The following is an 18946-nucleotide window of genomic DNA, read 5'->3' as shown; positions in this document are numbered from 1 at the left end:
TTCTTCCGCCTCAGAAAAAGGGAGCGGACCCCCCGAACCCCCCCTCGCCTCCCCCCCCGCGGCCGTGACCGGACCGCCGGTGCGGTGCCACGGTCACGGCCGCGGGAGGGCGCGTACGGGTGTCACGGCTTGCGCGCGAGGCCCCCGTGCTCGGCGACGGCCTCGACGGCGGGGGCCTCGGGCTCCGGACGCCAGTGCGGAACCGAGACGACCCCGGGCTCCACGAGCTCCAGCCCGTCGAAGAACGCCGTCAACTGGTCGACGGTGCGCAGGGTGTAGGGGACGGCACCGCTCTTGTTGTACGCCTCCTGGGCCGCTTCGAAGTCCGGGTCGGTGCCCAGGGAGCCGTCGTTGATGGAGAGGTAGCTGCCGGACGGCAGCGCGTCCATCAGCCGGGAGACGATGGAGCGTGCCTGGTCGTAGTCGGCGATGTGGCCGAGGATGTTGCTGAGGATGAGGGCGATGGGACGGTCGAAGTCCAGCGTGTCGGCGGCGGCCGCCAGGATGCGCTCCGGGTCCAGCACGTTGGCGTCGACGTAGGACGTCGCCCCCTCCGGGGTGGAGTAGAGCAGGACGCGGGCGTGAGCCAGCACCATCGGGTCGTTGTCGACGTAGACGATCCGGGCCTCGGGGGCGATGCGCTGGGCGACCTCGTGGGTGTTGTCGGCCGTCGGCAGGCCGGTGCCGATGTCCAGGAACTGCCGGATGCCCGCCTCGGCGACCAGGTGGGTGATGTTGCGGCGCAGGAAGCCGCGGCTGCTGCGGGCGATGGTGACGATGCCGGGGAAGACGGCGGTGTAGGCGTCGCCGGCCTCCTCGTCGACGGCGTAGTTGTCCTTGCCACCCAGCCAGTAGTTCCAGATCCGAGCCGAGTGCGGCACCGTCGTGTCGATGTTCTGGTGCGCCGCCGGGTCGGGGCTCGTCGCGGGGTGGGTCATGGGTACCGTCCGTTCTCCGTCGCGCGGGATGTCCGACGCCAAACTACGTTCCGAAAGCCGTTCTGTGCACACCAGTTCGCGTTTCCGCCGGTGGTTTTCCCGGAAGAGGCCGGCCTCGGCGCCGCACTCCCCTCCGTGACCGCGCCCGGCACGCCGCTCCGTCCGCTACGCCATCCCCCGGCGGCGCAGCAGCAGCCACAGTTCCGCGGTGACGTCCGGGTCGGTGAGATCCACGTCGAGCAGCGCCTGGCAGCGCGAGACGCGGTGCCGGAGCGTGTTGCGGTGGACGCCGAGCGCGCGGGAGGCCGCCTCCCACTGGCCGTGGTGGCGCAGGTAGCCGACGAGGGCCTGACGCAGGACCTCGGTCAGCCGGTCGCAGGCGGCGGCGAGCCGCGCCGCCGGATCCGCGCCGTAGGGTCCCGCGGGCGGGCGGGCGAGCAGCAGGGTCCCCGGGGCGAGGTCCGCCAGCGTCGCGGCGGCGACCGCGCGGACGGCCGATGCCCGCTCGAGGGGGAGCACCTCCGTCAGGACGGCCGCGGCGTCGGCGTCCGCCCGCCGTACCGCGTCCTCCAGGCGCGCGGTCGGGGGATGGTCCGCGGGAACCAGGAACCAGGCCGCCCGCTCGTCCGTCCGAACGCCGATCGCCTCCGGGCACCAGCGGCGCACCACTCCCGTGAGGAGGTCGCTCGCCCGGCCCCGCACCACCAGCAGGCGCACGTGGTCCGGCGGGCTCGGTGCCCGCACGGCGCCCGCGAGCCGCCGCGCGGCGTCCGAGTGCCCGAAGTCGACCAGGAGCCCGACGCAGCGCTCCCCTTCGTCGGCCACGGACTCGGCGCGCGCGCCGCGGACCGCGTCCAGGCTCAGCAACGCCGACGCCGTCAGCACGGCCCTGCGCCGCGTGGGGTCCAGCGGTGTCGAGGTGCCGACCGCGAGGAAGCCGGCGGCGCGCTCACGCCCGGCCAGCGGGAACACGAGCACCGCTCCCGACCCGGTGGCGAACGAGGCGGCGGAGTGCGCTCCGGCACCCTCCAGCCGGACGATCTCCGCCCGCACCCGCTCGGCCTGCTCGGCGGCTCCGGCGGGGAAGGCCTGGTCGACCTCGCCCGCCGGGGTGCAGACCGCCGCCCAGGCGTCGAGGGACCGGCCGAGGGTGCGCAGGACCGCGGCGACCGGGTCGGCGGACGCGGCCGCGTCGACGAGCGCCCGCTGTGTCGCCAGGACGTCCTTGAGGTGCTGCTCGGCCGTGCGGGAGACGGCGACCCAGTAGGCCTTGGTGATGCGCAGGAACGGCGTGGGCGGCGGGACGGTGAGCAGGCACAGCCCCAGCTTGCGGCAGGCCGCCAGGAGCGGCGCCGGGACCTCGGCGTGCACCGGGCCGAGGCCGAGGGCCAGCGCGGTCAACTCGGCCTCCACCAGGCGGCCGACGTACCGTTCGCAGCCGAGCTTGTTCCGGGGAAGGGACAGGCCCGTCGTCAGCAGCAGCTCTCCCCCGTTCAGATAGCCGGTCGGGTCGAGCAGTTCGCTGATGTGCACGGCGGACACCTCCCGCGCCGGGGCGGCGAACCCCCCGGCCGGCGCGAGATCCGCACCGAGGACCCGGCACAGGGAGGCCACCGTCGGGGCCGTCACCTGTGCTCCTGCGCGGGAAACACCACGAGCACTCCTGTGCGATCCGTCCAATCCTGCTCCTGCCTGGTGCATTTTATCCAATGAGGGATCCGTGCCCACTCCGTACGGTCGTGGCGTCCCGAGCGAACGGAGATAAGGTCATGCCCGTCGGTCCGCCCGCGCCCCTGCCGCTCGACGGCCTGCTCGTCGCCGACTTCAGCCGCGTCCTGGCGGGCCCGCTGGCCTCGGTGACGCTGGCCGACCTGGGGGCCACCGTCATCAAGGTGGAGCGCCCGGGCTCCGGCGACGACACCCGCGCCTGGGGTCCGCCGTGGACCGACCACTCCAGCAGTTACTTCGAGTGCGCCAACCGCTCGAAGCGGTCCGTGACCCTCGACCTGTCCGACCCCGGGGACCTGCGGCTGGCCAGGACACTGGCCGGGCGGGCCGACGTCCTGGTGGAGAACTTCAAGGACGGCGCCCTGGCCGCCCGCGGGCTCGACTACGACTCCGTCCGCCGCACCAACCCGGGCGTCGTGTACTGCTCGGTGACCGGTTTCGGCCGGCACGGCGGCGCGGCGCTGGCGGGCTACGACTTCCTCGTCCAGGCGCTGGGCGGGCTGATGAGCATCACCGGCGACCCCGACGGCGACCCACAGAAGGTCGGCGTGGCCCTGGTCGACGTACTGACCGCCAAGGACGCGACGATCGGCATCCTGGCGGCGCTGCGGGCCCGCGAGCACAGCGGGCGGGGCCAGCGGGTGGAGGTCAACCTCCTGTCCAGCCTGCTGGGTTCGCTGGCGAACCAGGCCTCGGCGTATCTGGCCACCGGTCGCGCCCCGGGCCGTATGGGCAACGCGCACCCGTCCATCGCCCCGTACGAGACGCTGCGCTGCGCGGACGGCCTGCTGGCCATGGCGTGCGGGAACGACGGGCAGTTCCGCCGGCTGGCCGAGGTGCTGGACGCGCCGGGCCTGGCCGACGACGAGCGCTTCGCGACCAATCCGGCCCGGGTGCGCCACCGCCGCGCACTCGTCGGGGCACTCGAGGAGCGTCTCGCGCGTGACACGGTCGAGGCCTGGATCGGGCGGTTCACCGCGGTCGGCGTTCCGGCCGGAAAGGTCGGCACGGTCGCCGACGGCATCGCCCTGGCCGAGTCGCTCGGCCTCGAACCGACCGTCCACGTCGGCCCGTCGTCGCCCCCTCAGATCCGGCACCCCGTCACGTACTCGGCCACCCCGGTCACCGGCTACCGGCCGCCGCCCCGTCTCGGCGAGCACAGCGACGACGTACGCCGCTGGCTCACCGCCCCACCCACCGATCCGGCACAGGAGAAGTCCGCATGAACGCACCGGCCAAGCTGCCCCCGCTCGACCCCCGCGACCCCGCGGGCCTGCACGACCTGCTCACCCCGGAGGAGAAGGCGGTGGCCGCCTCGGTGCGCCAGCTCTGCGGCCAGCGCGTCGACCCCTTCGTGGCGGACTGGTTCGAGCAGGGCACCATTCCCGACATCCGCGGCCTGGCCAAGGAGCTCGGCGCGCTGGGCGTGCTCGGCATGCATCTGGAGGGCTACGGCTGCGCCGGCATGTCGGCCACCGAGTACGGCGTGGCCTGCCTCGAACTGGAGGCCTCCGACTCCGGCGTCCGCTCGCTGGTCTCCGTGCAGGGCTCGCTGGCGATGTTCGCCATCTGGAAGTGGGGCAGCGAGGAGCAGAAGCGGCAGTGGCTGCCGTCCATGGCCGCCGGTGAGGCGATCGGCTGCTTCGGCCTCACCGAGCCCGACGTCGGCTCCGACCCCGGCAGCATGCGCACCCGGGCGCGGCGCGACGGCGGCGACTGGATCCTCGACGGCCGCAAGATGTGGATCACCAACGGCAGCGTGGCCGACGTGGCCGTGGTCTGGGCCCGGACCGACGAGGGGGTGCGCGGCTTCGTGGTGCCCACCGACACGCCGGGGTTCTCGGCCCCGGAGATCAAGCACAAGCTGTCCCTGCGCGCCTCGGTCACCAGCGAGCTGGTCCTGGACGGGGTACGCCTTCCCGCGGACGCCGTGCTCCCCGAGGTCCGCGGTCTCAAGGGCCCGCTCAGCTGCCTCAACGAGGCCCGCTACGGCATCGTGTGGGGAGCGATGGGCGCGGCCCGGTCGTCACTGCACGCCGCCCAGTCCTACGCCGTGGAGCGGACCCAGTTCGGCAAGCCGATCGGGGCGTTCCAGCTGACCCAGCAGAAGCTGGCCGACATGTACCTCGAGTACACCAAGGGCGTGCTCCTGGCGCTCCACCTGGGGCGGCGCAAGGACGCCGGCACGCTGCGGCCCGAGCAGGTAAGCCTCGGCAAGCTCAACAACGTCCGCGAGGCACTGGACATCTGCCGCACCGCCCGCACGGTCCTCGGGGCGAACGGCATCTCCCTGGAATACCCCGTCATCCGGCACATGAACAACCTGGAGTCCGTGCTGACCTACGAGGGCACCGTCGAGATGCACACGCTCGTCGTCGGCCAGGCCGTCACCGGAGAGCCCGCGTTCCGGTGACCGCGGGGTCCCACGGCCCGCCTCGGTGACGCGGGCGCGGCGATCCCCACCACCCAGCCCGTCCTGCTCCGCCCCACCGCCGCGGCCGGCGCCGCGCCGCATCTGTCGGTCAGCTGCGTCGCCCCGGCGGCTCTGGCGAACGGACTCGCCGAACGCCTGGGTCTCGCACGGGAGTTGGTCGCCGTGCGGCCCACCCGCCACCTCTCCAAGGCGGACCTGCCGAACAACACGGCGCTGCCGGACATCGACGTCGACCCGGAGACGTTCGCCATCCGGATCGACGGTGAGCTCGTCGAGCCCTCCCCCGCCACCGAACTGCCGCTCGCCCAGCGGTACACGATGTTCTGATGCCGGGCCTGGCACCCCTGCTGCTGGGCGACGGACGGCTCCCGGTCGGCGCGTACACCTACAGCGCCGGTCTGGAGCCGGCCGTCGCGGCGGGCCTCACCCGCGACGACGTTCCCGCACTGCTGCGGGCCCGGCTGCGCACCGCGGCCGTCACCGAGGCGGCCGCGGCCGTCCTCGCCCTGCGGGCCGCCCGGGCGGACCCGGCCGCGTCATCGGCTCGGTCACCTGCCTCGGCTCCCGTCCCGCGGAACCGCACCACTTGTACCGCATGGAGCTGGCGGGGCCGGGGGCGCAGGTGCGGCTGCTGGACACGGTGGCGCCGGCGGTCGAGGCGGAGCTGGCGGCGGTCTGGGAGAGCTGGCGCGAGCCCTGACACCGGCCGGCGGCCGGCGCCCTCCTGACCGGCACGTGGGGACCGGGGTACCGTCCAGCGAGACGAACACGCACGGCCGAGGCCCGGCCCTCCGGGCGAGGGGAGCACGCATGAGCGAGTCCACCCACCAGGCACCCGCCGACCCCACCGACCCCGGCGACGACGCCGACGGCGGCCGCACCGATCCGCTCGTCCAGCTGTCCCTGGAGCAGTTGCGGCAGCGCTCCAGCGTGAAGTGGCGCACCCACCCCGAGGACGTCCTGCCACTGTGGGTGGCGGAGATGGACGTCCCCCTGGCACCCGCCGTCGCGGACGCGCTGCACCGGGCCGTCGCGCTGGGAGACACCGGATACCCCCACGGCACCGCCTACGCCGAGGCCCTCGCCGCCTTCGCCGCCGCGCGCTGGGGGTGGGACGGCCTGCGCGTGGAGAACACGGCGCTCGTGCCCGACGTGATGCTGGGCGTCGTCGAGGTCCTCCGCCTCGTCACTGGACCCGGCGACGCGGTCGTCGTCTGCTCCCCCGTCTACCCCCCGTTCTACGCGTTCGTCGCGCACGACGGCCGGGAGGTCGTCGATGCCCGCCTCGGCCCCGACCTGCGGATCGACCTCGCCGGCCTCGAGGACGCCTTCGTACGCGCACGGCGCCACGGCCGCCGCGCGGCGTTCCTGATGAGCAACCCGCACAACCCGACCGGTGTCGTCCACACCCGCGCGGAACTCGAGGCGGTCGCCGCGCTCGCCCGCAGACACGGTGTCCGGGTGGTCTCCGACGAGATCCACGCCCCCCTGGTGCTGCCCGGCGCCGTCTTCACGCCCTTCCTCAGCGTTCCCGGCGCGGAGAACGGGTTCGCCCTGACCTCCGCGTCGAAGGCGTGGAACCTGGCCGGCCTCAAGGCCGCCGTGGCCGTCGCCGGCACCGAGGCCGCGGACGACCTGCGCCGGATGCCCGAGGAGGTCGGCCACGGCCCCAGCCATCTGGGCATCCTCGCCCACACGGCGGCGTTCCGCGACGCGGCCGACTGGCTCGACGAGCTGCTGCTCGGGCTCGACGCCAACCGGAGCCTGCTGGGCGAACTGGTGAAGGAGCACCTCCCGGACGTGGGGTACGTCCCGCCGCAGGGCACCTACCTCGCCTGGCTGGACTGCACCGGCCTCGGGCTGCACGACGACCGTCCCACCGAGGGGCCCGGCGTGGTGAGCGACCTCGCCGGACCGGCGCGGCTGTTCCTGGACGAGGCCCGCGTCGCCCTCAGCTCCGGACATGTCTTCGGCAGCGGCGGCGCGGGCTGCGTGCGCCTCAACTTCGCGACCTCACCGGCGATCCTGCGTGAGGCGCTCACGCGCATGGGCCGCGCGCTGACCGACCACGAGCGAGCGCCCCGGCCCTGACCCGGCCCGGGACGGGGCGGTCCCCCGCGCGGACGCGTCGAGCCGGCCGGCCGCGCGGCCCTCGACCCGTCCGGACGTGCGGTACTCGACCGGTTCGGGCGTCACGGCCCGGAACGCGTGCCGGTCGGCTTCGCGTCCGAGCCGGGGCTGCGCTCCGGGGCGCGGCGCCCGTCCGGGCGGGCGCGGTCCATCTGCCGCCATTCCGGCCTCAGTCCGGTCAGATTCGTGGTGAGGAAGTACACGGACCCGCCGACGAGCAGGACCGGTACGAGTCCGGCGGAGGCCACCGCCGCCCCGGCGATCAGCCCGCCGAGGGGGATACCGGCGTATCCCAGGGAGTTGCTGAGCGCGTTGACCCGGCCCAGTATCCGGCGCGGGATCCGTTCGAACTGGACGGCACCCAGCACCGGGTTGACGAAGCCCGCGCCGAATCCACTGAGGGCGAACACGGCCAGCACCGCCCCCACCGGCGCGTCGAAGGCGAGGACCAGGAACCTCGGTGCGCCCGCCAGCAGGAACCCGGTGAAGAACACCAGCCGGCGCCGCAGCCGCTGCGCGGCCACCGAGGCGATCAGGCTCCCGCAGACGGCCGCGCCCCCCATGACGCTGCCCACCAGGCCGATCACCCCCGGCCCGTGGCCCGACTCCTTCGCCCAGACGGGTATGAGCACCGAGTTGAAGCCGGCGTCCAGCAGATTGGTGATCCCGACCATGACGATAAGGCTCAGCAGCAGCAACTCGCCGCGCAGGAAGGTGAAACCCTCCCCGAACCGCCGCCAGTAGCCCGGCTCGGCCGCCCCGGTCGCCTGCGCCGGCGGCTCCTCGGCGGCGCGTCCCATGCCGCCCGGCAGCGACAGCCCGATGATCACCGATCCGAGGGCGAAGCAGCCCGCGTTGACGACCAGTCCCGTGAGGGGACCGAGCAGCCCCACGAGCGCGCCGCCGGCCGCCATGCCCAGGGTGGAGGCGAGCCGTTCGACCACACCGGCCAGGCCGGTGGCCCGCTCCAGCGGCACGCGGCCGCGGTCGGCCGCCTCCGGGACCATCACCGTCTTGGCCAGGTCGCCGGGGCCCCGGGCCGCGCCGATCAGCGCGACCAGGGCCAGCAGGAGCGGGAAGGAGAGCGCGTCCAGGGCGTGGAGCAGGGGAACCGCGGCGGCCGCGGCCGCGCTCGCCAGATCGGTGGTCCAGGACACGGTGCGCGGACCGATCCGGTCCACCAGCGGTCCGGTGAACACCTTGACCAGCACGTAGGGGGTCATCTCGCAGAAGGCGGCGAGTCCGGTCTGGGTGGCGCTGCCCGTCGTGACGAGCACGAACCAGGGCAGTGCCACGGCGGAGACCCGGGTGCCGGTGAGCGAGACGGCCATCGCCGCCAGCACCCCGGCGAGCGGCCGCAGGGACCGCTTGCCGGGTATGCCGTCGCTGTCCGCGGCGCTGCCGCTCATGACGTCTGCTCGCCTTCCGCCGTCCCGGGGCCGGAAGCAGGCTCGGACGACGCGGCGGGCACGTCCGGTTCGGGCAGCAGATACCTGATCACGGCGACCCGCGCGGCTCCCTCGGGGGCGTCTGCCGCCTCCTCCGGCGCGTCTCGTCGGTACCGCATGATGACGTCTGTCAACTCCCGTTGCAGGGAGGCGGTTTCCTCCGGGGTGAGGCGCAGGGCCCAGTCGCTCATGTCGAAACTGTCCCGCCACTCGCGGGGCATCGTCTGAAGCTCGTTCATCGTCTGCTGCGCACGGAGGGAGTACACGGCAGCGACCGACTGACTGTATGCCAGTGCGGCCTCGGGCTCGCGCTCGGCCAGGTCCGGGTCGTTGAACCAGGTCGTCCGGTGCACCGAACGCCACCAGCGCTCGCGCGCGTTGCCGCGTCCGGTGTCCTCCTCGACGAAGCCGGCCGCGCCGAGCTGGCGCAGATGGTAGCTGGCCGTCCCGGAGTTGACGCCAAGACGCTCCGCCAGCCGGGTGGCGGTCGACGGGCCGTACTTGCGCAGCAGCCCGACCACCTGCACCCGCACCGGATGCGCCAGGGCCCGCAGCCCCTTGGCGTCCAGTACCACCTCGTCCGCTTCGACGCGCGACCTCTCCGGGCCCGTCCCTGTTCCGCCTGTTCCGGTCATGCCACGCACAGTAGACCACAAAGACTTCTTCGCAAAGACTTCTTCGCGAAGAACTCTTTGCGGTTTGCCGCCGTCCATGTCTCAGTGCGCGGGGTGCCCGCCCAGGAGGCCGGTCACCTGTGAGCGGACGGCTTCCCACGCGGCGGCGGGCAGTTCACCGAGGGCCGTCCCGCGCAGCCCGCGCAGGGTCTGCGCCACGCCGGGAGCGCGCAGGACACTTCCGCCCAGCACGTCGTAGCCATCGCGGACGGCGACCCGCAGACGATCGCCGTCGTCGTCGGCATGCACGGCCGAGGCGACCACGAGGGGCGGCGGTCCGCCCGGCTCGCCAGGGAGTTTGCGGTAGGCGCAGGCGATCGGCTCGCGCCAGCGGAGGCTGAGCAGGACGGGCCGCTTGGCCACGACCTCGGACAGGTCCGCCTCACGGACGCCTTCCGGCTCCAGCACCGTCGCCCGGGCGTCCAGGACGAGTGCGGCGGGCAGCAGGCAGCGCAGCGTGCTGCCGACGAGGTTGCCGCCGACCGTCGCCGTCCGCCGCACGGCCCCGGTGCCCACCGTGGCGGCCGCCAGGCGCAGCACGTCGGGCACCCGGTCGTCGATGCGGTGCAGGACCACGGCGCCACCGAGGGTCCGCCGCCCCACGACGTTGGCCTCCGGCAATTCGCGCAGGGACATGGCCAGTTCGGGGAACCCGTCGCGCTGCCAGGTGGCCCAGACGAGGGTCGCGCCGCCGATCGGCACGGCCCCCTCGGCCAGGCACTCCCGCGCTTCGGACACGGACGTGGGCAGACGTAGCAGCACAGGGACCGACCTGCCTTCCTGAGACGCGGGACGAGGGCGGTGGGCAGTGCCGCGCTCCCCTGCCCGTCGGCAGGCAGTCTTCCCGCCCGGGCGGGGGCGCGCACAGGGCTCACGCGAGCACGGTGTGCGCCGGCGGCCGCGCGCGAGAACTCGATGGCCGCACGCTGTGCGCTTACGATGGGCACATCGGCTCGCAGGGCTTGAACGAGGGCCTTGAACCGTGGACAAGGACTCATTTCCCGGGGCCCGGGCGTTCAGTGGCACCGGCGCTCGTCGGCCGGGCACCCTGCGGGACCGGCATGCGCGACTCCGCATGCGTCTCTCCGCATCGCCAAGGAGCATTGCCATGGCTGCTCAGCCCGAGTCAATCGTCCTGGAACGCCCGGCGCAGGAACTCGCCGACGCGACCTCGAAGCACCCCTTCCTGTACGAGATGGAACCCTCCCAGGCACGCAGGGTCCTTGACGACCTCCAGGCCGCGCCGGTCGACAAACCGCCGGTAGACGAGGAGTGGATCACCGTACCGGCCGCCGTGGGCGACGTACGGGTGCGCATCGTCAAGCCGCAGGGCGCCACCGGAGCACTGCCCGTCGTGGTGTACATGCACGGCGGCGGCTGGGTGCTGGGCAACGCCGGCACCCACGACCGGCTGGTGCGGGAGCTGGCGGTCGGCGCCCGTGCCGCCGTGGCCTTCGTCGAGTACACGCCCTCGCCGGAGGCACGCTATCCCGTGGCCATCGAACAGGGGTACGCCACCGCGCAGTGGATCACGCGCGAAGGAGCGTCCATAGGGCTGGACGCCCGGCGCATGGCGGTGGCCGGAGAGTCGGTCGGCGGGAACATGGCCACGGCGCTCGCCCTCATGGCCAAGGAGCGCGGCGACGTCAGGTTCGTGCACCAGTCGATGTACTACCCGGTCACGGACGCGGCGATGGACACCGACTCCTACGACCGGTTCGCCACCGGCTACTACCTCAGCCGAAAGCTGATGGAGTGGTTCTGGGACGCCTACACCACCGACCCGCGGCAGCGCGCGGAGATCACCGCGTCCCCCAACCGGGCCACCCCTGAGCAACTCGCCGACCTGCCCCCCGCCCTGCTGGTCGTGGACGAGGCCGACGTGCTGCGCGACGAGGGCGAGGCCTACGCCGCCAAGCTCCGCGCGGCCGGCGTCCCGGTCACCACGGTGCGCTACGACGGCACGGTGCACGACTTCATGATGCTCAACTCGCTCAGCCGGTCCAAGGCCGCCCGGGCGGCCACCGACCAGGCCGTCCAGTTCCTGCGCGACGCCCTCGGAACGGCTGACACCGCCGGAACGGACTGATCAGGTCACTGGCTCCTCACCCGGACCGGCCGGCCCGGGTGAGGAGCAGGGCCACGTCGTCGGGTTCGTCCGGGCTGCGCAGGGCGTCGAGGAGATGGTCGCAGGTCTCCTCCAGGGGGCCCGGCGGTCTCTCGAGCAGCCCCAGCAGGGTGGCCAGTTGCTCGTCGAGTGAGCGCCTGCGGGTCTCGACCAGGCCGTCGGTGTAGAGCAGCAGCCCGTCCCCGGGCCCGATCCGCAGCCGGGTGGTCTCGAAGGGGACGCTTCCCACGCCGAGGGGTGCTCCGGTCGGCAGGTCCAGCAACCGCGGGGCACCCCCGGCGGGGACCAGCACCGGCGGCAGATGGCCGGCCATGGCGACGTGGCAGCAGGCGCGGCGCGGGTCGTACACGGCGTACGTGCAGGTGGCGAACCGTTGCTCCAGCTCGCCGGTGATGCGGTCGAGGTGGCACAGGACCGCGGCCGGGTCGAGGTCGAGCGCGGCCAGGGTGCGGGTCGCCGTACGCAGCTGACCCATGGTCGCGGCGGCGCCGCTGCCGCTGCCCATGACGTCGCCGATGACCAGGGCGGTCCGGTCGCCGGACAGCGCGATCGCGTCGTACCAGTCGCCGCCGATCCCGCAGATGGTCGAGGCGGGCTGGTAGCGGCAGGCGATGTCCAGGCCCGGCCGCCGCGCCGGTTTCCGGGGCAGGAGGCTGCGCTGGAAGTTATCGGCGGCCCGGCGCTGGTTCTGGTACCAGCGGGCGTGGTCGATGCTGACGGCCGCGCGGGAGGCCAGGTCGAGGGCCAGGGTGGCGTCGTCCTCGCCGAACGGCGCCGGATTGCGGCCCCGGGCAAGGCCGAGCGCCCCCAGGAGGCGGCCGTGGGCGACGAGCGGGACGGCCAGGCAGGAATGGGCCCCGACCTCGGCGAGGGCGTCGGCGGCGTGGGGCGGGGCGAGGTGGGTGAGGTCCTGGTCGGTGACGCGGGGGACGAAGACCGGGCGGCCGGTGGTGAGGCACCGGGTGCTCATGTGATGCGGCGCGAACCGGGTGACGTACCCGGCGGGGAGAGAGGCGGCCAGGGCCGGTTGGGCGACGACGGCCAGGGTGCGCATGGCCGTCGGGCCGTCCGGTACCCAGTCGCGGTCGCCGCCCTTGAGCGCCGCCTCCAGGAGGTCGACCGCGGCGAGGTCCGCGAGCTCCGGCACGCAGACGCGGGCGAGTTCGTCGGCGGTGGTGGCCGGATCGAGGGTCGTCCCGATGCGCGCCGAGGCGTCGGCGATCAGGGCGAGGCGCTGCCGCGCGGCGGCGGCCTCGGCGGACGCGCGGTGCTGCGGGGTGACGTCGACGAGTTCGGTCGCGACCCCGAGCGCCCGTCCGGCCCTGTCCTCCAGGCGGTAGTACGAGACCGACCACGCGTGCTCGCGGCCGGGGTCGGAGGGGGTGGGGGCGAGGATGCGCTGGTTCAGCAGCGGGTCGCCGCTGTCCAGTACGCGGCGCATCGCGGTCTCGACCCAGACGGCGTCCATGAAGTCCAGCACCTCGCGGACGGTCCGCCCGACGTGCTGCTCTGCGGACCGTCCGTTCATGCGCTCCAGCGTGGGGTTGACCACGAGGTACCGCAGGTCGGTGTCCACGATGCCCAGCCCGATCGGGGACTGCGAGACCAGCCGGGCGGAGAGCGCGAGGTCGCGTTCCATGCTCCGCAGGACGGCCTGGTCGGCGGCGATGCCCAGCGCGTAGTAGACCCCGTGCTCCCCCTCCAGCCGCATGTTGCGGAACTCGACCAGGCGGGAGCTGCCGTCCTTGTGGCGGACGGGGAAGGCACCGGCCCACCCCGTGCCCTCCGTCATCACCTGGTTGAACAGCGCGGTGACGAGGTCCCGGTTCCCTTCGTCGACCATCAGCCGGGCCGCGTACCGGCCCAGGGCCTCCCGGGCGCTGTAGCCGAATACCTGCTGGGCCTGCGGGCTCCAGAAGACCACGCGCCCCCGCGCGTCCAGCACCACCGCCGAGACGCTCAGCGAGTCCAGCAGGCCACCGGACGCGGCCGCGGACTCGTCTCCGCCGCCTCCCGTGAAGGCTTCGGCAGGCTCCACCGTCGACGCCTCCTCTCGCCTCGCCGCGGCCGAGACCGCTGCTTCCACCATGGTCTCGCGCCCGGGCCCGGTCGGCAGGTCCGCGACACCCGCCCCGGCCGACCAGAGGGGGCGTCGCAAGGGGGAACGCTGACCGCGCCGGGCCGGCGCCCACTGGTCGTACGTGGCCTGGTGACACTTCCCGCCCACCGCGACGACGCGGATGACCGGCTTCCTTATTGCGACTAGCATGCAAGAGCTTTTGATCAGCAGTAAGGATGTGAAGGTTCATGACCGTCCGACGGATCCGGGCAGCCGCAGCGGTGGCGACCCTCGTGGGAGCCGCCGCCTGCTCGGCCCCCGGTGCCGGTGCGGGCAGCGAGGGTGCCGCCGACTCCGTCGTGATCGGGGTGGCCTCCGAGCCGGACACACTCAGCCCCCTCCTCGGCTACGGCAAGGACGGCAACTCCAAGATATTCGACGGTCTGCTCGCCCGGGACGCCGACATGAAGCTGACGCCGGCGCTGGCCCGTTCGCTGCCCAAGGTCGGCGACGGCGGGCTCACCTACGCCTACGCCCTGCGCGACGGTGTGAAGTTCAGCGACGGCGAGCCGCTGACCTCCGCCGACGTGGTCTTCACCTACCGCACGATTCTCGACGCGAAGACCAACAACACCGCCCGCAGCGAACTGGACGCCGTCAAGGAGGTGCGGGCCGACGGCGACGACAAGGTCGTCTTCACGCTCAAGTACCCCTACGCGCCGTTCGCCGGGCGCACGGTCCTGCCCATCGTCCCCCAGCACATCGCCGGGAATCAGGACCCCAACACCGGCTCCTTCAACACCGAGCCGGTCGGCACCGGACCGTACGTCCTCACCGGCTGGAGCAAGGGCGAGAAGCTCACCTTCAAGGCGAACTCCGGTTACTGGGGCGGCGAGCCGAAGGTGAAGAAGGTGACGATGGCGGTCGTCAAGGACGACGACGTGCGCGCCACCCGGCTGCGCTCGGGCGACCTCGACGGCGCGGTCCTGCCGCCCAACCTGGCCGCCACGTTCAAGGGCGACGGGGCGAAGACGACGTACGACGCGAAGTCCTACGACTTTCGGGCCGTCACCCTCCCCGAGCAGAACAAGGTCACCGCCGACCGGGCCATCCGTCAGGCGCTGGACGCCGCCGTGGACCGCGAGGCCATGGTCGACAAGATCCTCGACGGCGCGGGACGCCCGGCGTACGGACCGCTGCCGAGCGACGACCCCTGGTTCGCCCGGGGCATCGAGCGGCCGCAGGACCTGGCGAAGGCCAAGCGGGTGCTGGACCAGGCGGGTTGGAAGGCCGGCGACGGCGGCATCCGCGCCCGGAACGGACTGCGGGCCTCCTTCACTCTTCTCTACCCCTCGGGCGACAAGGTCCGCCAGGACCACGCCCTCGCCTACGCCTCCGACGCCAAGAAGGCGGGCATCGAGGTGAAGGTGGAGAGCGCCACCTGGGAGGTGATCGAGCCGCGGATGAAGAACGACGCCGTCCTCGCCGGGCTCGACAGCAGCGGCGACCCCGACTTCGGCCTGTTCACCCTGCTGCACTCCTCCCTGGCCGGCGACGGCTTCAACAACATGGGCCGCTTCGCCAGCCCCGCCGTGGACAAGGCCCTCGACACCGGCCGCCGCAGCCAGGACACCGACACCCGCCAGGCCGCGTACGACACGGTGCAGCGCGAGCTCGTGAAGGACCCCGGCTACACCTTCCTCACCCACATCGACCACCTCTACGTGCTGGCCGACCGCTGGGACGGCCTGACCACGCAGGTCGAGCCGCACGAGCACGGCTTCGCCAGCGGCCCGTGGTGGAACCTCCAGGACTGGCAGCCGAAGAGGTGACCTCCCCGCTCTGGGCGGCGACGGGGCGTCTGGTGGGGCGGCGGATGCTGTTCGCCGTCCCTGTCCTCCTCGCCGTCACCTTCGGCGTGTTCGCGATGGCCGCCGCCTCCCCCTTCGACCCGGTCAAGGCGTACGCGGGTACGGCGGCCCTCCGCGCCGACGAGCAGACCCTCGAGCGGCTGCGCGCCAACCTGGGAGCGGACCAGCCGTTCACCTCGCGCTGGTGGCACTGGCTGACCTCCGCGCTCTCCGGCGACCTCGGCGAGTCGAGCGTGATGCGGCAGCCGGTCACCCAGGTCATCGGCGAACGCCTGGTCTGGTCCGCCCTGTTGTGCGCGGTCGCCTTCGCGGCGGCCGTGGTGGCGGGCACCGTGCTCGGAGTCCTCGCCGCCCGCCGGCCGGGGTCCCTGCTCGACCGGGTCGTCACCTCGCTCGCCTACTCCCTGGAGGCGGCGCCGGTCTTCTGGCTCGCCCTGCTGGCGATCTGGCTGTTCGCCCTCCACCTGGGCCTGCTCCCGGCCGGCGGTCTCACCGACACCGCCAGCGAACAGGTCACGGCCGGGCAGGTGGCCCGCCATCTCGTGCTGCCGGCCGGAGTGCTCGCCGTCTCCCAACTGCCGTGGTTCACCCTCTACGTGCGCCAAGGCGTCGGCGACGCGCTGGCGGAGGACCCCGTACGCGGCGCCCGGGCCCGCGGGTTGAGCGAACGCACGGTACTGCTCGGCCACGCGCTGCGCTCCGGCCTGCTGCCGGTGCTCACGCTGGTCGGCTCGCGCGTGCCCGAACTCATCACCGGCGCCCTGCTGGTGGAGAGCGTCTTCAGCTGGCCGGGCATCGCCGCGGCCACCGTGGAGGCGGCCACCTCCGTCGACTTCCCGCTGCTCGCCGCGCTGACCACGCTGGCCACGGCCGCCGTCCTGGTCGGCAACCTGGTCGCGGACCTGCTCTACGGACTCTTCGACCCGAGGGTGAAGTTCAGTGACATGTGACGTCCCCGCCTCCCGGGAAACCGCCTGGCGTTCGCACGGGACGAGGCGCCGGTCCACCCGCGCACTGCGGGTGCGCGGCTCCGCCCTGCTGGTCGCCGCGACCGTCCTCGCCGTCCTCGTCGTACCACCGCTGGTCCGGCTCGACGAGCAGGCCGTCGACCTGGCCGCCAAGCTGCTGCCGCCGAGCTGGTCCCACCCCTTCGGCACCGACGACCTCGGCCGGGACCTGCTGCTGCGCTGCGTCTACGGACTGCGCGTCTCCCTGCTCGTCGGAGTGGCGGCGGCGCTGACGGCCACCGTCGTCGGCACCGCCGTCGGAGCCACCGCCGGTGCGCTGGGCGGCTGGGTCGACCGCGGGATCATGCGGCTCGTGGACACGGTCTCCTCCGTACCCCACCTGCTGCTCGGCATCTTCGTCGTCGCCATGTTCCGGCCGGGTGTCTGGCCGGTGATCGCCTCGGTCGCGCTCACCCACTGGCTGTCGACCGCCCGGATCGTCCGCGCCCAAGTCCTCTCCCTGCGTGCGCGCCCGTACGTCGACGCCGCCGTCTCCGGCGGTGCGTCCAGGTGGCGGGTGACCGTACGGCACCTGCTGCCGGCCGTCCTGCCCCAGGCCGCGCTCGCCGCGGTACTGATGGTGCCGCATGCCATGTGGCACGAATCGGCGCTGTCCTTCCTCGGTCTCGGCCTGCCCACACACACAGCGAGCCTCGGCACCCTCATCCAGGGCGCCCGGGGCTCCCTGCTGGCCGGACAGTGGTGGCCGACCCTCTTCCCCGGCCTGTTCATCATCGTCCCGACCCTCGCCATCGCCGGACTCGCCGGAGCCTGGCGGGAGCGGATCAACCCCCGCCGCCGATCGGAGCTGACGCTGTGACCGAGCGATCACCCGTGCTGTCGGTGCGCGGACTGTCGGTGCGCTTCCTCATGCCCGGCGGGCGCCGGGTCGCCGCCGTCACCAACGCCCACTTCGACGTCGCGGCCGGCGAGTGCCTGGCCCTGATCGGCGAGAGCGGCTGCGGCAAGTCCGTCCTCGCCTCCGCCCTGCTCGGTCTGCTCCCCGGCAACGCCCAGACGGCCGGGGAGGCGATGCTCGGCGGCCTCGACCTGCTCTCGGCCGACGAACGGACCCTCGCGCGGACGGTACGGGGCCGGCTGGTCGGGCTCATCCCGCAGAGCCCGGCCGCCCATCTCACTCCCGTGCGCACCGTCCGCTCCCAGGTAGAGGAGACGGTCGCCGCCCTGACCGGCGTCCGTGGCCGCGCGGGCGTGCGCTCCGCCGCGCGGGCGGCCGCCGAACGCGCCGCGTTCCCCCCGGGCCACCTGGACCGCCACCCGCACGAGCTGTCCGGCGGCCTGGCCCAGCGCGCCGCCACCGCCCTGGCCCTCGTCGGTGACGCGCCTCTGCTGCTCGCCGACGAGCCGACCACCGGGCTCGACCGCGACCTCGTGGACCACACGGTCGACGAACTGCGCCGCCACATCGACCAGCCGGGCGAGTCGGCCACGGCGGGGCGCGGCCTGCTGATGATCACTCACGACCTGGCGGCGGCCGAACGCGTCGCCGACCGGATCGCCGTCATGTACGCGGGCCGGATCGTCGAACTCGCCGACGCGGAGGTGTTCTTCGGCTCACGCGGCCCCCGGCACCCCTACAGCCGCGGCCTGCTCCAAGCCCTCCCCGACCGGGCCTTCACCCCCGTCCCCGGCCTGCCGCCCGAACTCGGTGACCTCCCCGACGGCTGCGCCTTCGCCGCCCGCTGCGGCCGGGCCGACGACGCGTGCGCCGCGCTGCCGCCGACCGCGGGCGGGGTCGCCTGCCACCACCCCCACCCCGCCCCGGTGACCAGCGAGGAGCCGTCCCGAGGAGTATCGGAGGACGTCGGTGCTTGAACTGCACGCCATCACCGCGGGCTACGACCGGCGCGATCCGGTGGTACGGGATGTCTCCCTGACCGTCGCGCCCGGTGAGGCGGTCGGCCTGCTCGGCCCCAGCGGCTGCGGCAAGTCCACGCTCGCCCGGGTCGCGGCCCTGCTGCACCGCCCCGACTCCGGCACCGTGCGGCTGGACGGCGAGGCCGTGCGGCGATGGCGCCACCGTGCCCCGCGCCCGCTGCGCACCGCCTTCGGCGTGGTCTTCCAGCAGCCGCGCCTGTCCGCGGACCCCCGCCTGACCCTCACCGACCTGATCGCCGAGCCCCTGCGCGCCACCGGCCGCCGAGACGAGGTACCGGAGCGGGTCACCGAACTCGCCGGGCGGGTCGGCCTGACCCCCGACCTGCTCGGCCGACGCCCGCACGAGGTCAGCGACGGCCAGCTGCAACGCGCCTGCCTGGCCCGGGCCCTCGTCCTGCGCCCTCGTTGGCTGATCTGCGACGAGATGACCGCGATGCTCGACGCCTCCACGACGGCGGCCCTGGTCGCGGTCGTCGAGGACTACCGTGCCGCCACCGGCGCGAGCCTCCTCGCCGTCGGCCACGACCGCACCCTGCTGCACCGCTGGTGCGACCGCACCGTCCACTGGTCCACCCTGACGGGCACCGACCGGTAGCGCCAGGCGTCGTCGGTCCGCTCAGGACGCGTCAC

General features: G+C 73.6%; 15 protein-coding genes and 2 pseudogenes. 11 read left to right on the top strand and 6 right to left on the bottom strand.

Going from position 1 to position 18946, the window contains the following annotated elements; translation table 11 throughout:
- Positions 1-122: 122 nt before the first annotated feature.
- Positions 123-938, bottom strand: coding sequence for an SAM-dependent methyltransferase (locus ACTYVM_RS09935; RefSeq protein ID WP_445525547.1), 816 nt, complete (start codon positions 936-938; stop codon positions 123-125).
- A 165-nt stretch (positions 939-1103) separates the two neighbouring features.
- Positions 1104-2567 carry a PucR family transcriptional regulator gene (locus ACTYVM_RS09930; RefSeq protein WP_445525546.1) on the bottom strand — a complete coding sequence of 488 codons (1464 nt, stop codon included), beginning with the start codon at positions 2565-2567 and terminating at the stop codon, positions 1104-1106.
- Between the two features lie 140 nt (positions 2568-2707).
- Between ACTYVM_RS09930 and ACTYVM_RS09925 the strand changes: the two genes are divergently transcribed.
- From ACTYVM_RS09925 to ACTYVM_RS09905, 5 genes and pseudogenes are all read left to right on the top strand, one after another.
- The gene (locus ACTYVM_RS09925) at positions 2708-3892 is read left to right on the top strand and encodes a CaiB/BaiF CoA transferase family protein (RefSeq protein WP_445525545.1); all 1185 of its coding nucleotides are present in this window, start codon (positions 2708-2710) and stop codon (positions 3890-3892) included.
- Positions 3889-5079: an acyl-CoA dehydrogenase family protein gene (locus ACTYVM_RS09920; RefSeq protein WP_445525544.1), complete on the top strand. Its 1191-nt coding sequence runs from the start codon at positions 3889-3891 to the stop codon at positions 5077-5079. The genes ACTYVM_RS09925 and ACTYVM_RS09920 overlap by 4 nt, the downstream gene beginning before the upstream one ends.
- Before the next feature lie 15 nt (positions 5080-5094).
- A pseudogene (gene ureC, locus ACTYVM_RS09915) lies at positions 5095-5427 on the top strand (urease subunit alpha); the annotation flags it as partial.
- Positions 5427-5717 (top strand): annotated as a pseudogene (locus tag ACTYVM_RS09910) (urease accessory protein); the annotation flags it as partial. The pseudogenes ureC and ACTYVM_RS09910, both read left to right, overlap by 1 nt.
- A 193-nt stretch (positions 5718-5910) precedes the next feature.
- A complete protein-coding gene (locus ACTYVM_RS09905) occupies positions 5911-7191 on the top strand; it encodes a MalY/PatB family protein (RefSeq protein ID WP_445525543.1) in 1281 nt (426 codons plus the stop codon).
- A gap of 101 nt (positions 7192-7292) precedes the next feature.
- On the opposite strand, the gene ACTYVM_RS09900 is transcribed toward ACTYVM_RS09905, so the two are convergent.
- The 3 genes from ACTYVM_RS09900 to ACTYVM_RS09890 all read right to left on the bottom strand — a co-directional run bounded on the left by ACTYVM_RS09900 (position 7293) and on the right by ACTYVM_RS09890 (position 10114).
- Positions 7293-8639 carry an MFS transporter gene (locus ACTYVM_RS09900; protein ID WP_445525542.1) on the bottom strand — a complete coding sequence of 449 codons (1347 nt, stop codon included), beginning with the start codon at positions 8637-8639 and terminating at the stop codon, positions 7293-7295.
- The gene (locus tag ACTYVM_RS09895; RefSeq protein ID WP_445525541.1) at positions 8636-9313 is read right to left on the bottom strand and encodes an ArsR/SmtB family transcription factor; all 678 of its coding nucleotides are present in this window, start codon (positions 9311-9313) and stop codon (positions 8636-8638) included. Before ACTYVM_RS09895 ends, ACTYVM_RS09900 begins: the two co-directional genes overlap by 4 nt.
- A gap of 81 nt (positions 9314-9394) precedes the next feature.
- The gene (locus tag ACTYVM_RS09890) at positions 9395-10114 is read right to left on the bottom strand and encodes an FAD binding domain-containing protein (RefSeq protein ID WP_445525540.1); all 720 of its coding nucleotides are present in this window, start codon (positions 10112-10114) and stop codon (positions 9395-9397) included.
- Between the two features lie 346 nt (positions 10115-10460).
- Here ACTYVM_RS09890 and ACTYVM_RS09885 point away from each other — a divergent pair, with 346 nt between their 5' ends.
- Positions 10461-11441, top strand: coding sequence for an alpha/beta hydrolase (locus ACTYVM_RS09885; protein ID WP_445525539.1), 981 nt, complete (start codon positions 10461-10463; stop codon positions 11439-11441).
- A 16-nt stretch (positions 11442-11457) separates the two neighbouring features.
- Here ACTYVM_RS09885 and ACTYVM_RS09880 read toward each other — a convergent pair whose 3' ends face one another.
- Complete coding sequence (locus ACTYVM_RS09880) at positions 11458-13569, bottom strand: SpoIIE family protein phosphatase (protein ID WP_445525550.1); 2112 nt, start codon at positions 13567-13569, stop codon at positions 11458-11460.
- Between the two features lie 218 nt (positions 13570-13787).
- On the opposite strand from ACTYVM_RS09880, the gene ACTYVM_RS09875 reads away from it, so the two are divergent.
- From ACTYVM_RS09875 to ACTYVM_RS09855, 5 genes are read left to right on the top strand one after another with little or no spacing between them, the layout of a single operon-like run.
- Entirely contained in the window at positions 13788-15371 is a 1584-nt protein-coding gene (locus ACTYVM_RS09875) for an ABC transporter substrate-binding protein (protein WP_445525538.1), read from the top strand.
- Entirely contained in the window at positions 15368-16360 is a 993-nt protein-coding gene (locus tag ACTYVM_RS09870) for an ABC transporter permease (RefSeq protein ID WP_445525537.1), read from the top strand. The genes ACTYVM_RS09875 and ACTYVM_RS09870 overlap by 4 nt, the downstream gene beginning before the upstream one ends.
- Complete coding sequence (locus ACTYVM_RS09865; protein WP_445525536.1) at positions 16350-17237, top strand: ABC transporter permease; 888 nt, start codon at positions 16350-16352, stop codon at positions 17235-17237. The genes ACTYVM_RS09870 and ACTYVM_RS09865 overlap by 11 nt, the downstream gene beginning before the upstream one ends.
- Positions 17234-18253, top strand: a complete 1020-nt coding sequence (locus tag ACTYVM_RS09860) for an ABC transporter ATP-binding protein (protein WP_445525535.1) — start codon at positions 17234-17236, stop codon at positions 18251-18253. The genes ACTYVM_RS09865 and ACTYVM_RS09860 overlap by 4 nt, the downstream gene beginning before the upstream one ends.
- On the top strand, positions 18246-18911 hold the full coding sequence (locus ACTYVM_RS09855; RefSeq protein WP_445525534.1) for an ABC transporter ATP-binding protein: 666 nt from the start codon (positions 18246-18248) through the stop codon (positions 18909-18911). Before ACTYVM_RS09860 ends, ACTYVM_RS09855 begins: the two co-directional genes overlap by 8 nt.
- The last annotated feature ends 35 nt before the right edge of the window (positions 18912-18946 follow it).

The organism is Streptomyces cyslabdanicus, from assembly GCF_052663305.1.
This window is presented reverse-complemented; position numbering and strand designations above follow the sequence as displayed.